Below are 12,634 nucleotides of genomic sequence, written 5' to 3' on the forward strand. Positions count from 1 at the left end.
CATTCAGGCTGTGAGGGGGGTTGCAAGTGAGAGGATGATGGGTATGCCGATTCACTCCGCTGTCGCAACCCTGCACACCAACCACGGCGACATCGTCGTCAACCTGTTCGGCGATCAGGCGCCGCGCACCGTCAAGAACTTCATCGGTCTCGCCGACGGATCCCAGGCGTGGACGCACCCCGCCACCGGCAAGCCGGGCGAGGGTCCGCTCTACACCGACGTCATCTTCCACCGCATCATCCCCGGCTTCATGATCCAGGGTGGCGACCCGCTCGGTCAGGGCATCGGCGGACCCGGCTATAACTTCGATGACGAGATCAGCCCCGAGCTGAACTTCGGCACGCCGTACCTTCTCGCCATGGCCAACGCGGGCCTGCGTCGCAACGCGATCACGGGCAAGGCCGAGGGCACCAACGGCTCGCAGTTCTTCATCACGACCGACCCCACCCCGTGGCTGAATGGCAAGCACACGATCTTCGGCGAGGTCGCCGACGACGCGTCCCGCGCTGTGGTCGACGCCATCAGCGCCGTCCCGACCGGTGCGCAGGACCGTCCGATCGAGCCCGTCGTCATCTCGTCGATCGACATCTCCGAGGCCTGATCCCTTCGTGACCTCGGCCGACCCCCGGACCAATCCGGACAACTTCTGCTACCGGCATCCCGACCGTCAGAGCTTCGTGCTCTGCCAGCGATGCCTCCGCACCATCTGCCCCGAGTGCCAGACCCCGCTCCCGGTGGGGGTCATCTGCCCGGAGTGCCTGGCGGAGCAGCAGAAGGGGGCGCGGTCGGCCGAGGTGAGGCGGATGCCGGGGCGGTTCGCACGCAAGATGCGCAGCGACCGCCCCGTCGTCACCTACGCCATCATGATCGTCACGGTCGCGGTCTACCTGGTGCAGCTGATCCCCGTCGTCGGCGGCGCGGTCACGGGTGCTCTCGCATTCGCCCCGCCCTATGTCGTGCCGGCCAGCGGTGCGCCCTTCGAACCCTGGCGGATGGTGACGGTGGCCCTCGTGCATTCGACACCGCTGCCCTTCCACGTCGCCCTCAACATGCTCGCGCTGTGGGCGCTCGGACGCAGCCTCGAGCCCCTGCTCGGCAAGGTCCGGTTCCTGGCCCTCTATCTCCTGAGCGCGATCGGCGGGTCGGTCCTCGTGGCGCTGATCGCGCCGGGCTCGGCGGTCGTCGGCGCATCCGGTGCGGTGTGGGGCCTGCTGACGGCGATGCTCATCATCGGGCGCCACGTCGGTGCGAACATCCTGCCGATCGCGATCCTGCTCGGGATCAACCTGGTGTTCTCGTTCGTGGGCGCCGGGGTCTCGTGGCAGTCACACATCGGCGGCGGCCTCGTCGGCCTGCTGGTCGGCTTCGTCTTCGCGCGTACCCGCGCGCAGAACCGTCAGAAGCTGCAGGCGCTCCTGCTCATCGCGGTCGCGATCGGCCTCGTCTCCCTTGCGGTCACGGTGCCCGGTCTGCTCTACCTCTGAGTTATCCACAGATTCATCCCCAGGTGGGGATGAATCACACGGGTGTAATTCCGGTCGGAAGAGAGGGATGTCGCCGGCTCAGCGCCAGCGAGTGGTCATCAAGAACCCGATGAACGCGATGCCGAAGCCGATCGCGAGGTTCCACGGTCCGATGTCGGGGATCGGGAAGGCCTGGCCGCTCAGGTAGAAGACGATGATCCAGATCAGACCGATGAGCATCAGCCCGAGCATGATCGGCTTGAACCAGACGGGGTTGGGGGCGGCTTCGCCCTCGGTCTGGACGAGTCGGTCGTCGTCCTTGTCTCCACGTGCCATGGGGGGAAGTCTACCTGCCAGCCCGGATTCAGCCTTCGCTGGCTAAACTCCGATCGTGACCGACTCCTCGCCCACGGAGCACCCCACCCGACGTTCGCGTCGCCCGCGTCCTCGTCGTCGCGCCACGGTGGCGAGTGTCCTCGGCGAGATCCTCCTCACCTTCGGCGTGCTGACGCTGCTCTACGTGTCCTGGCACACCTGGATCGGCGACGCCATCGTGCAGAGCGAGCAGCATGCTGCGGCGCAGGCGCTCGCCGACGAGTGGGCGAATGAGGCCCAGGAGCAGCCGGCACCGTCCGAGACTCCGGCGCCGGACGTGACGGCGGAGCCCGGATCGCCGGCGGCGATCCCCGTCCTCGGCGACCAGTCGCACGGCGACGTGTTCGGGATCATGAAGGTGCCGCGGTTCGGGGCGAACTGGCAGTTCAAGATCGCCTCCGGCATCACCCGACCCGACATCCTCGATCGCGGGGAGATCGGGCACTACCCCGACACCGCGATGCCCGGAGCGGTCGGGAACACCGCCTACGCCGCGCACCGGTGGACCTCCGGCGCTCCCTTCGACCCCATCGATCGCCTGGTCATCGGCGACGCGATCGTCATCCAGACCAAGGCGGGCTGGTACACCTACCGATTCCGCTCGCTCGAGTACGTGCAGGAGACCCAGGTGGAGGTGCTGCTTCCGGTCCCCAACGAGCCGGACGTCGCCGCGAACGGCCGCTACCTCACGCTCACCAGCTGCGCGCCGAAACTGAACTCCCTGGAGCGCATCATCGCCTACGCCGTGTTCGACGAGTTCACTCCCGCCGCCGACGGACCGCCGGCGTCGCTGACCGGCGGGGTGGACGCCTGATGTACGCGGCTCTCTGGCGCGTACTGCCCGGTCCGTGGTGGGTGCGGGTGCTCATCCTGATCGTGCTGGCCGCGATCATCCTGTACCTGCTCTTCTACTACGCGTTCCCGTGGGTCTTCCACACGCTCTGGCCGAGCGAGGAGTCCACCGTCGGCGGCGGCGGGTGACCGCCGGCATCCGGGTTCTCGTCGTCGACAACCACGACAGTTTCGTCCACACCCTGATCGGCTACCTCGTCGAGCTGGGCGCCGATGTCGAGATGGTCGAATCGGATGCCGCCGACGTCCTCTCCCGCATCGACGTTGCCGACGGCGTCCTCATCTCGCCCGGCCCGGGGACGCCGGAGGACGCGGGCGCGTCGATCGAGGTCGTCCGTCGATGTGCGACGACGGTGACGCCGCTGCTGGGCGTCTGCCTCGGACACCAGGCCATCGCCGCGGCGTTCGGCGGCGTCGTCTCTCACGCACCCGATCTCATGCATGGGCGGACGTCGGCCGTGCACCACGAGGGCGCGGGCGTGTTCGCCGGACTGCCGGATCCGTTCACCGCCACGCGCTACCACTCGCTCGCGGTCGAGCGCGGCGGTGTTCCGGGCGAGCTGCGCGTGACGGCCTGGACCGCACCGGGGACGGTCATGGGCCTCGCCCATCGGTCGCTGCCGATCGAGGGTGTGCAGTTCCATCCCGAGAGCGTGCTCACCGAGGGCGGCTACCAGCTGCTGGGCACGTGGTTGGAGAGCATCGGCGTGACGGATGCCGCCGGCCGCGGCGCCCGGCTCTCGCCGCACCGGACCGTGGTGTGATCGACCGGGTCAGCCGCTGCAGGTCGTGAGGACGATCTCGGAGCCCACGGGCACCTCGCCGATGGCCGACTGGACCTTGACCATCCGTGGGTCGGTGGCCGGGCACGACGCATCCTCCTGGACGACGGGCTCGAGGCCGTACTCGTCCGAGCTCAGGATCTCGACGGCCTTGTCGACCGTGTAGTTCAGCGCGAAGTCCTCGACGGTCACCGTGCCGGTGGCCACGACGAGGTCGACGGCGGTGCCCAGCGGGACCTCGTCGCCGGGGTTCGCCGCCGCACCGTCCACCGCTCCGCTGATGACGACATCGGCCGCGCGGTCAGGGTCGTTGCGTCGCGTGACGGAACCGAGCTTCAGGCCTTCCTGCTCGAGCGCGGCGGTCACCTCGGTGACGGTGAGGTTCACGAGTGTGGGGATCGCGGCCGTCTCGACACCCTCCGACACGTAGACGGTGACCTGATCACCCGGTGCGACGGTGGTGCCGGCGACGGGGTCTGTGCGCACGACGGCGCCCTCGGGGATGTCGGCGCTCGTCTCACCCACCTGCTGGGACTCGAGCTGGTCCTTGTCGAGAACCTGCTGCGCACGGTCCCAGGTCATCGTGACCACATCGGGAACGGTGAGGGCGTTCGGGGTGACGGTGCCTTCTTCGGGGCGGATGGTGCCCACCCAGATGAAGACGGACACGAGGAGGACGGCGAGCATCGCGATGCCCGCCCACACCCACGCGACCGGAGGACCGGCCTGGGTGCGTCGCATCGTGTCGTCGCTCGTGAGCTGGCGCAGCGAGCGGGCCGTCTCGGCGGCCTGCTTCGGGTCGGGGCCGTAGAGCTCGTTGCTCAGGTGCTCGACCCGCCGCTTGCTGGGGGCCTTGCGACCGGTCGCCGCGGCGAGGGCGTCGCGGAACGCGACCGCCGTCTGCGGGCGCTGGAACGGGTCCTTCGCGAGTGCACGCAGGACGAGCGCGTCGAGGGAACGCGGAACGGTGTCGACCACCTCGGACGGCGGGACCGGAGCCTCGGACACATGCTGGTACGCGACGGCGATCGGGTTCTCGCCTCGGAACGGCGGCTGGCCCGTCAGCAGTTCGTAGAGGACGATGCCGGCGGAGTAGATGTCGGCGCGCGCGTCCACCGGGTCGCCCTTGGCCATCTCGGGCGAGAAGTAGGAGGCGGTGCCGATGATCGCCGTGGTCTCGGCGACCGTCGACGACGAGTCGGAGACGGCACGGGCGATGCCGAAGTCCATGACCTTCACCTGGCCGGCATCCGTCACCATCACGTTGCCGGGCTTGATGTCGCGGTGGACCACGCCCGCACGGTGGGAGTACTCGAGGGCTTCGAGGATGCCGTCGGTGTAGCGCAGGGCGTCCTCGATCGGAACGGGACCCTCGCTGATGATGTCCTTCAGCAGACGCCCGGAGACCAGCTCCATGACGATGTACGGCTCGGGATGCGGCTGCCCCGCGGCATCCGTTCGCGTCTGCTCGCCGGCATCGAAGACGCGGACGATCGCCGGATGCGACATGCGCGACGCGGACTGCGCTTCGAGGCGGAACCGGGTGCGGAACGCGCCGTCCGCGGCGAGATCCGGCTCGAGGATCTTGATCGCGACCTCGCGCCCCAGGGTGAGGTCCTGCCCGCGGTACACCGAAGCCATGCCGCCTCGGCCGATGAGGTCATCGACGCGGTAGCGGCCCGAAAGCACGCGTTGCTGTACGGACACATCACTCCCCGGAATGGAACCCGGACAGCCTATCCGACCCCGCTCTAAAGCCTGCTGAAAGCGGACGTGATCAGCCGTCGGCGCCGTCGTCCCCGCCGTCGGCCGGCGGCGTCTCCTCGGGTGCGGCGACGATCGACGCGGACGCTTCCGGAGAACTCCCGGACTCGCGCTCGGTGCTCTCGCCCGAGCACGTCACGGTGTACGTCACCGAGAGCGCCTGGCTGCCGTTGTCGTCCACGACGATCCTCGCCGGGCGCTGATCGATGTCGAAACTCGCCGTCGACTCCCCGTTGGTGTCGAACACGCCTCCCGACAGCGTCATCGTGTAGCTCGACGCCGTCGGTGCACCCGCGGGGCAGGTGTAGCTGTCCCACATGACCTGGACGGTCGAACCCGCGGTGACCGTGCCGTCGCCGTTGCCGCCCTCGATGCGGGGGGCCGCGGGGGTCGCCATTTCGGCCGCCTCGGTGTACAGAGTGAGCGTGATGCGCTCTGTCGGCTCGGGGTTGCCCGTCGGGTTCACCCGGTAGACCAGCCCCACCTGAGCGTCGGAATCCGCAGCGTCTCCGTCTTGGCACACCACGTTCGGGTACCCGTTGTCGTTGAGGATCTTCGTCGCCTCATCGCACGTCTTGCCCTCGAGCCCGAGCGTCGCCGGGTTGGGGTTCGTCACTTCGGTCTCGGTCGGCGTCGGCGTCGGCGAGGATGCCGCGGGGCTCGACAGCGCCGGAGGCCTCGACGAGCTCTGCACGGGTCCCGCCGAGTTCTGCGGCATGAACAGCGTGATCAGGAAGCCGACGAGGACGATCGTGAGCAGAACGATGAGCGCGACGAGGGGCCAGGTCCACGGGCTGCGCTTCTTCTTGCGCTGCCCCTGATCGGGCGCTGCTTGATCGGTGGACAGCGCGGCCGTCCCCGTCCCGACGGCGGCGGCCGCTCCGACACCGGCGGCCGCTGCCCCACCCGAGGGAAGGAGGCGGGTCGTGGCATCCGACCCCGGCGTCGGGGTCAACAGCTGCGTGAACGCGTCCGCGTCGGCGGCCCCGGCGATCGCCGGGACGATGGCCGCCGCGCCCGCGACGTCTCCGCGGCGCAGTGCACCGGCGGCGCGCGCGACGGCGGAGGTCGAGGCCGGACGGTCCTCGGGCTTCTTCGCGATCATGCTCATCACGAAGCGCTGGACCGGCTCCGACACGGTGTCGGGAAGCGGCGGCGGAGTGTCGTTGATCTGCGCCATCGCGATGGCGACCTGCGATTCGCCCGTGAAGGGACGACGGCCCGCGAGGAGTTCGTACGCGACGATGCCGAGCGAGTAGATGTCGGTGGCGGGGGATGCCGCGTGCCCCGACGCCTGCTCGGGCGAGAGGTACTGGACCGTGCCCATGACCTGGCCGGTCGCGGTGAGCGGCACCTGGTCGGCGATGCGGGCGATGCCGAAGTCGGTGATCTTGACGCGGCCGTCAGGGGTGATGAGGAGGTTGCCGGGCTTGATGTCGCGGTGAACGAGGCCGGCCGCATGCGCCGCCTGCAGCGCCGAGGCGGTCTGCGCGACGATGTCGAGGGTCTTGTCGGTCGACAGGGCGCCCTCGCGTTCGAGGATCGTCGAGAGTGCCTCGCCGGGGACGAGCTCCATGACGAGGAAGGCGGAGCCGTTCTCCTCGCCGTAGTCGAAGACGCTGGCGATGCCCTCGTGGTTCACGAGCGCGGCGTGACGGGCCTCGGCGCGGAAGCGCTCGAGGAAGCCCGGGTCGCCCATGTACTCGTCTTTGAGGATCTTGATGGCGACGGTACGGCCGATGACGTGGTCGGTGGCCTCCCAGACCTCCCCCATGCCGCCGATCGCGATCCGCGAGTCCAGTTCGTACCGTCCGCCGAAGCTCACACCCTGCGTCGGTCTCATTCGCTCAGCACCGCCTCAATCACTTTCTTCGCGATCGGGGCCGCGATCCCGTTGCTCGTGCCGTTCTGACCGAGCCCACCACCGTTCTCCACCATCACCGTGACGACCACTTCCGGGTCCTCCGCGGGCGCGAAACCGGTGAACCAGAGCGTGTAAGGGTCCCCCGGATTGTGCTCCGCCGTTCCGGTCTTCCCGGCGACGTCGACGCCGTCTATTCTCGCACCCGACGCGGCGCCGTTTTGGACATTGCCGATCATCATGGTCGTCATCGTCTCGGCCACCTCGCGGCTCAGCGCCTCGCCGAACTGCGTGTTCGCGGGCTCGTCCTGCACCGTCAGATCGGCGGCGACGACGCGGTCCACCATCCGCGGGTTCATGACGACGCCGTCGTTCGCGATGCCGGCCGCGACCATCGCCATCTGCAGCGGGGTGGCGCGCACGTCGGTCTGACCGATGCCGCTCAGGGCGGTCTGCGGCTGGTCGAAGCCCTCGGGGTAGCTGGACGCGGTCACGTCGAGGGGGATCTCGAAGGCGGAGTTGAATCCGAACTTCTGCGCCTGCTCGCGGATCGCGTCGGTACCCAGCTCGAGCGCGAGCTCCGCCATCGGGATGTTGCAGCTCAGGCGCAGGGCCGTCTCGAGGGTGGTCTTCTCGCCCGGGCCGCAGGTCCCGCGGTCGAAGTTGTGCAGGACGTTGTCCGTGCCGGGGAGCGTGAAGGTCGCCGGGTTGTCGAACTCTGATTCGGGTGTGTACTCACCCGATGCGAGCGCCGCGGAGGCGACCACGAGCTTGAAGGTCGATCCGGGGGGCTCCGTCTCGCGGGTCACCCGGTTGGTGAGCGGTCGGAGCGGGTCGGCCTGCAGCTCCTGATCGGCGGCGTTGACCGCCGAGCTGTTGTGCGACGCGAGCTTGTTCGTGTCGAAGCTGGGGCTCGTGGCCATCGCGAGGATGCGGCCGGTGTCGGGCTCCATCGCGACGACCGCGCCCTCCAGGCCGTCGAGGGCGTCGTAGGCGGCCTTCTGCACCTCGGGATCGAGGGAGAGGAGCACGTTCGACCCGCGCGGAGGCTGACCGCTGACGATCTGGTCGAGGCGGGTGAGGAACTGCTGGCTGCCGGTGCCGGCGAGGGCGGCGTTCATCGCATACTCGAGGCCGGTCGAGGAGCGGAGCACGGGGTTGATGAACCCCGTCACGGGCGCCCACATCTCGGCATCCGGGTAGGTCCGGATCCAGCTGTACACGTCGTCGCTGGGCGCGGACGAGGCGATCGCCGTGCTGCCGGCGAAGATCGTGCCACGCTGCACCGCGTAGGAGTCGTAGAGCGTGCGCCGGTTCTCGGGGTTCTCGTTCAGCTGACCTGCCAGGGCCACCTGGATGACGCTCGTCGAGGCGAACAGGCTGAGGAACATGAGGAGGACGACGACGCTCAGTCGTCGGAGCTGCTTGGTCATCCGATCACCACCCGGGGCCTGGAGCGGACGGCATCCGAGATCCTCAGCAGGATCGCGATGATGAGGAAGTTCGCGATGAGGGACGAACCGCCGGCCGCGAGGAACGGCATCGTCAGACCCGTCAACGGGATGAGACGGGTGACGCCGCCGACCATGATGAACACCTGCAGCGCGAGCGTGAACGAGAGTCCCGTCGCCAGCAGCTTCCCGAAGTCGTCCTGCCCGGCGATGCCGATGCGGATGCCGCGGCTGACGAACACCATGTAGAGCGCGAGGATCGCGAAGACGCCGACCAGGCCGAGCTCCTCGCCGAGACTCGGCAGGATGTAGTCGTTGTGGGCGAGCGGGGTCAGGTCGGGCCGCCCCAGGCCCCAGCCGGTTCCGATGAGGCCGCCGTGCGCGAGGCCGAAGATGCCGGAGACGAGCTGGAAGCTGCTGCCGTTGATGTAGTCGGGGTTGAACGCGTCGAGCCAGTTCGAGAACCGCGACGCGACGTAGGGCAGGATCTGCGAGGCCGCCAGCGCTCCGGCGACGGCGAGCAGGACACCGAGGATCGCCCAGCTCGCCTTGCCCGTCGCGACGTAGAGCATCGCGATGAACATCCCGAAGATGAGGATGCCGGTACCGAGGTCGCGCTGCAGGACGATGATTCCCAGCGAGACGCCCCAGACGATCAGCAAGGGTCCGAGCTGGCGGGCGTGCGGCCACGTGATCCCGAGGAACCGCGTGCCCACCGAGGTGAGGGCCTCGCGGGTGCGCACCAGGTAGCCCGCGAAGAAGATCGCGAGGCAGATCTTCGCGAGCTCACCGGGCTGGAACGAGAAGACACCGGCCACCGACACCCAGACGTCCGCGCCCGCCTCGATGCCCAGCCCGGGCACGAACGGGAGCAGGAGCAGCAGGATGCCGCTGAGTCCGAACACGTAGGTGTAGCGGAAGAGCACGCGGTAGTTGCGCAGGAACACCACGATGAGGATCGCACCGCCGATCGCGATCGCCGCCCAGACGAGCTGGCGGAACCCGAGGGACGACCAGCCGACGCGGTCCTCCGCGATGTCGAGTCGGTAGATCATCGCGACGCCGATGCCGGTGAGGAGGGTGGCGATGGGGAGGACGAAGGGGTCGGCGTCGCGCGCGCAGATGCGCGTCACGATGTGGAGGGCGAAGGACAGTCCCGCGAGCCATCCGCAGTAGGAGAGGAAGGTCGGGTCGATCTCGTCGCGCGCGCCGAGCTGGACGAGGAGCACGGCCACGGTCGTGATCGCGATGGCGAAGAGGAGCAGACCCAGCTCGCGGTTGCGCTGGGTCGCCGGCATCCGGAGCTTCCGGAGCGCCTTGATGACCGTCGTGTCGGTCTCTACGGCCGCTGTCATGGGGTCCCCTGGCGGAGGTTGTCGACGATCGCCTGCGCGTCGGCGAGCGATCGGGCGGAGATGGTCTGCTCGACGGACTGCCGCTGATACGCGGGCAGGTCGGCGAGGAGGATGTTCGTGTCCTCGTAGGGCGTCGACAGCGAGATCGGGCCGATGTCCTGCTGGATGCCGCGGTAGATCACGACGCTGTCGTCGTCGGGGCCGACGAAGTAGCGGGTCTGCGTCCAGGCGTACCCGGCGAAGACGCCCGCGGCGAGGACGGCGACGATCGCGATGAAGCCGACGAACCACCAGACGCGGCGCCGACGCGCACGGCGACGGTCCTCCTCGATGAGCTCCTCGAGGTACTCGGCGGCGGGTTCGAAGTGGCTGGGTTCGTTGGCCGCCTGCCGACCGGTCTGGAACCAGCCGGTGCGCGCCGGGCGGGCGACCGGGACCTCGATCCCCTTGGGGGTGGCGGCGGAACCGACGACGGTCGCTGTGCCGCTGAACATCGGATGCCGGCCGCCCACGTCGACGAGGACGATCGTGACGTTGTCGGGGGCACCGGCATCCAGAGCCAGCTTCAGGAGCATGTCCGCGGTGCGCCCCGGGGCGAGATCCTGCCGCAGGACCTTCGCGGTCTGCGCGTCGTCGACGACACCGCAGAGACCGTCGGAGCAGAGGAGCCAGCGGTCGCCCGGCTGGGTCTGCATGATGAAGGCGTCGACCTCGGGGTCGGTGCCCATGTCGCCGAGCACACGCATGAGGACCGAGCGGCGCGGGTGGTAGCGGGCCTCTTCGGGAGTGATGCGTCCCGAGTCGACGAGGCGCTGGACGAACGTGTGGTCCGTCGTGATCTGCGTGAGGGCGCCGTCGCGGAAGAGGTAGACGCGGGAGTCGCCGATGTGGGCGATGACGGCGTAGTCGTCGACCATGAGCACGGCGCTGACGGTCGTGCCCATCCCGGCGAGCTCGGGACGCTCGGCGACCGTGTCGACGAGGACGTGGGCGGCGTCGACGATGGACTCGCGCAGCTCCCGCTCGGCCTCGGCCGGTGTGGGGAACGCGTGGTCGAGGCCTTCGAGGTGGTGGACGGCGATGCTCGAGGCGATGTCGCCGCCGGCGTGACCACCCATGCCGTCGGCGACGACGAACAGGTTCGAGCCCGAGAAGCCCGAATCCTGGTTGTTGGAGCGGACCTTCCCGGTATGCGAGATGGCGGCGCTCGAGCCCTCGAAGACCATCGGTGCGGGCCGTTACTTCCGCAGCTCGAACGTCGTGGCGCCGACCTTGATCGGGGCGCCGACGGTCACGGGGACGGGAGAGGCGACGCGTTCACCGTCGTGCCAGGTGCCGTTCGTCGAGTCGAGGTCCTGCACCATCCACTGCTCGCCCCACAAAACGAGACGGGCGTGGTGGCTCGAGGTGTAGTCGTCGCGGATGACCAGTCCCGACTCGCTCGAGCGGCCGATCGTGAGGGGCTCGTTCCCGAGAGGGAGCTCGAGTCCCGCCTTGGGGCCGCTCGTGATGACGATGCGCGAGACCGTGTTCACGGTCGCCTTCTGCGGGCCGGACGGTGCCGCCGGGCGCGTCATGACCGGCGAGACGATGGAGGTCTCGGCGTTGGCCGGGGCGGTCGCGACGGGGCCGGGAGCCGCCGGAGCGGGTTCGGGCATCTTCCGGACCTTGACGCCGAACAGGTCGGCGCGCAGCGAGTAGACCACCGCGAAGACGAAGAACCACAGCAGGATCAGGAACCCGATCTGCAGCAGCAGGAGTGTCAGTTCGCTCATGCCTGGCCTCCGAGGTCGAACAAGCGGGTCGCGGGATCCTGCGGCCGCGGGGGGATGCGGGATGCCTGCGCGACGACGCGGAAGGTGATGCGCGTGCGCCCGATGGTGATGACGGAGTCGGGGTCCAGCGCGGCCTCCGACACCTTCTGACCATTGAGCTGCGTGCCGTTGGTGGAGCCGAGGTCGCGGACCATCGCCCGGCGACCGTCCCACAGGATCTCGACGTGCCGGCGGCTGGTGCCGGCGTCGGGGATCGTGATGTCGGCATCCGTTCCGCGACCGATCACGGTGCGGCTGCCGGTGAGCGGGTGCTGCGTGCCGTCGATCTCCACGACGCCGTGCCACGAGACCTCTTCGGCCGACGCGGACCGGGAGTCCACACGCACCGTTCCGGTCGTCAACGACTCGTCGGGGTTGATGGCGAGCGAGACGGGGCCGGCGAAGCTGTACTTCTGCGCCTTGGCGTGACCTTCGACGAGCTGCACGAGCTCGTCGTGCAGAGTGCGGCCGAGGGCGCCCATCCGCTCGTGGTCGGCGGGGGCGAGTCGGACGACGAGGGTGTTGGGCACGAGGATGCGGTCGCGCGAGACGACGGCGGCCTTCGCGTCGAGTTCGGCACGGAGTGCGGACGCGATCTCGACAGGCTGCACACCGCTGCGGAAGGTCTTCGCGAACGCACCGTTGACGGCGCGCTCGATTCCCTTCTCGAAGCTGTCAAGTAGTCCCACGGGGCTCCTCAGGCAGTCTGGACCGGTGCTCACATGCTAGTTGTCGACCCTGGCAGGGTCTGGGGAACACAGCTGCGGCCGTTTCTCCGGCGGGCTCGCGCCATGATATCCTCGGAAAGTTGATCCCGTGGCGACACGGGTTCGCGCGAGTGGCGGAATAGGCAGACGCGCTGGCTTCAGGTGCCAGTGCCCGAAAGGGCGTGGGGGTTCAACTCCCCCCTCGCGCAC

Annotated in this window: 13 protein-coding genes and 1 tRNA gene; 6 read left to right on the top strand and 8 right to left on the bottom strand. The window is 69.0% G+C overall.

What is annotated here, in order from left to right:
* Window positions 1-43: 43 nt before the first annotated feature.
* A complete protein-coding gene (locus M3190_RS00870; protein WP_251577378.1) occupies window positions 44-601 on the top strand; it encodes a peptidylprolyl isomerase in 558 nt (185 codons plus the stop codon).
* Window positions 602-608: 7 nt separating this feature from the next.
* Window positions 609-1,484, top strand: coding sequence for a rhomboid family intramembrane serine protease (locus tag M3190_RS00875; RefSeq protein WP_251577379.1), 876 nt, complete (start codon window positions 609-611; stop codon window positions 1,482-1,484).
* Window positions 1,485-1,562: 78 nt separating this feature from the next.
* Here the strand turns inward: M3190_RS00875 and M3190_RS00880 are convergent, their stop codons facing one another.
* Window positions 1,563-1,799, bottom strand: a complete 237-nt coding sequence (locus M3190_RS00880) for a cell division protein CrgA (RefSeq protein ID WP_251577380.1) — start codon at window positions 1,797-1,799, stop codon at window positions 1,563-1,565.
* A gap of 55 nt (window positions 1,800-1,854) precedes the next feature.
* Here M3190_RS00880 and M3190_RS00885 point away from each other — a divergent pair, with 55 nt between their 5' ends.
* The 3 genes from M3190_RS00885 to M3190_RS00895 are packed head-to-tail and all read left to right on the top strand — an operon-like array spanning window position 1,855 to window position 3,454.
* Entirely contained in the window at window positions 1,855-2,652 is a 798-nt protein-coding gene (locus M3190_RS00885) for a class E sortase (RefSeq protein ID WP_251577381.1), read from the top strand.
* Complete coding sequence (locus M3190_RS00890) at window positions 2,652-2,819, top strand: hypothetical protein (RefSeq protein ID WP_251577382.1); 168 nt, start codon at window positions 2,652-2,654, stop codon at window positions 2,817-2,819. Before M3190_RS00885 ends, M3190_RS00890 begins: the two co-directional genes overlap by 1 nt.
* On the top strand, window positions 2,816-3,454 hold the full coding sequence (locus M3190_RS00895) for an anthranilate synthase component II (protein ID WP_251577383.1): 639 nt from the start codon (window positions 2,816-2,818) through the stop codon (window positions 3,452-3,454). Before M3190_RS00890 ends, M3190_RS00895 begins: the two co-directional genes overlap by 4 nt.
* A 9-nt stretch (window positions 3,455-3,463) precedes the next feature.
* Here the strand turns inward: M3190_RS00895 and pknB are convergent, their stop codons facing one another.
* The 7 genes from pknB to M3190_RS00930 all read right to left on the bottom strand — a co-directional run bounded on the left by pknB (window position 3,464) and on the right by M3190_RS00930 (window position 12,406).
* The gene (pknB, locus tag M3190_RS00900) at window positions 3,464-5,179 is read right to left on the bottom strand and encodes a Stk1 family PASTA domain-containing Ser/Thr kinase (protein ID WP_308222228.1); all 1,716 of its coding nucleotides are present in this window, start codon (window positions 5,177-5,179) and stop codon (window positions 3,464-3,466) included.
* A gap of 70 nt (window positions 5,180-5,249) precedes the next feature.
* Window positions 5,250-7,079 (bottom strand): protein kinase domain-containing protein, encoded by a 1,830-nt coding sequence (locus tag M3190_RS00905; RefSeq protein WP_251577384.1) that lies wholly within the window; start codon window positions 7,077-7,079, stop codon window positions 5,250-5,252.
* Window positions 7,076-8,530: a peptidoglycan D,D-transpeptidase FtsI family protein gene (locus tag M3190_RS00910; protein ID WP_251577385.1), complete on the bottom strand. Its 1,455-nt coding sequence runs from the start codon at window positions 8,528-8,530 to the stop codon at window positions 7,076-7,078. Before M3190_RS00910 ends, M3190_RS00905 begins: the two co-directional genes overlap by 4 nt.
* Complete coding sequence (locus M3190_RS00915) at window positions 8,527-9,903, bottom strand: FtsW/RodA/SpoVE family cell cycle protein (RefSeq protein WP_251577386.1); 1,377 nt, start codon at window positions 9,901-9,903, stop codon at window positions 8,527-8,529. Before M3190_RS00915 ends, M3190_RS00910 begins: the two co-directional genes overlap by 4 nt.
* Entirely contained in the window at window positions 9,900-11,129 is a 1,230-nt protein-coding gene (locus M3190_RS00920) for a PP2C family protein-serine/threonine phosphatase (protein WP_251577387.1), read from the bottom strand. Before M3190_RS00920 ends, M3190_RS00915 begins: the two co-directional genes overlap by 4 nt.
* Window positions 11,130-11,141: 12 nt before the next feature.
* Window positions 11,142-11,678 carry an FHA domain-containing protein FhaB/FipA gene (locus M3190_RS00925; protein ID WP_251577388.1) on the bottom strand — a complete coding sequence of 179 codons (537 nt, stop codon included), beginning with the start codon at window positions 11,676-11,678 and terminating at the stop codon, window positions 11,142-11,144.
* Window positions 11,675-12,406 (bottom strand): FhaA domain-containing protein, encoded by a 732-nt coding sequence (locus M3190_RS00930; protein ID WP_251577390.1) that lies wholly within the window; start codon window positions 12,404-12,406, stop codon window positions 11,675-11,677. The genes M3190_RS00925 and M3190_RS00930 overlap by 4 nt, the downstream gene beginning before the upstream one ends.
* 143 nt (window positions 12,407-12,549) lie before the next feature.
* Here M3190_RS00930 and M3190_RS00935 point away from each other — a divergent pair.
* Window positions 12,550-12,633: transfer RNA gene (locus M3190_RS00935), tRNA-Leu, on the top strand.
* Window position 12,634: the final 1 nt, after the last annotated feature.

Source organism: Microbacterium oleivorans (assembly GCF_023715745.1).
GTDB lineage: Bacteria > Actinomycetota > Actinomycetes > Actinomycetales > Microbacteriaceae > Microbacterium > Microbacterium oleivorans_D.

Excerpts from the sequence above, each read along its gene's own strand:
- M3190_RS00910 (WP_251577385.1), bottom strand. The coding sequence starts at position 8,530 with ATGACCAAGCAGCTCCGACGACTGAGCGTCGTCGTCCTCCTCATGTTC.
- M3190_RS00920 (WP_251577387.1), bottom strand. The coding sequence starts at position 11,129 with ATGGTCTTCGAGGGCTCGAGCGCCGCCATCTCGCATACCGGGAAGGTC.
- M3190_RS00870 (WP_251577378.1), top strand. The coding sequence starts at position 44 with ATGCCGATTCACTCCGCTGTCGCAACCCTGCACACCAACCACGGCGAC.
- M3190_RS00880 (WP_251577380.1), bottom strand. The coding sequence starts at position 1,799 with ATGGCACGTGGAGACAAGGACGACGACCGACTCGTCCAGACCGAGGGC.
- M3190_RS00890 (WP_251577382.1), top strand. The coding sequence starts at position 2,652 with ATGTACGCGGCTCTCTGGCGCGTACTGCCCGGTCCGTGGTGGGTGCGG.
- M3190_RS00915 (WP_251577386.1), bottom strand. The coding sequence starts at position 9,903 with ATGACAGCGGCCGTAGAGACCGACACGACGGTCATCAAGGCGCTCCGG.
- M3190_RS00905 (WP_251577384.1), bottom strand. The coding sequence starts at position 7,079 with ATGAGACCGACGCAGGGTGTGAGCTTCGGCGGACGGTACGAACTGGAC.
- M3190_RS00925 (WP_251577388.1), bottom strand. The coding sequence starts at position 11,678 with ATGAGCGAACTGACACTCCTGCTGCTGCAGATCGGGTTCCTGATCCTG.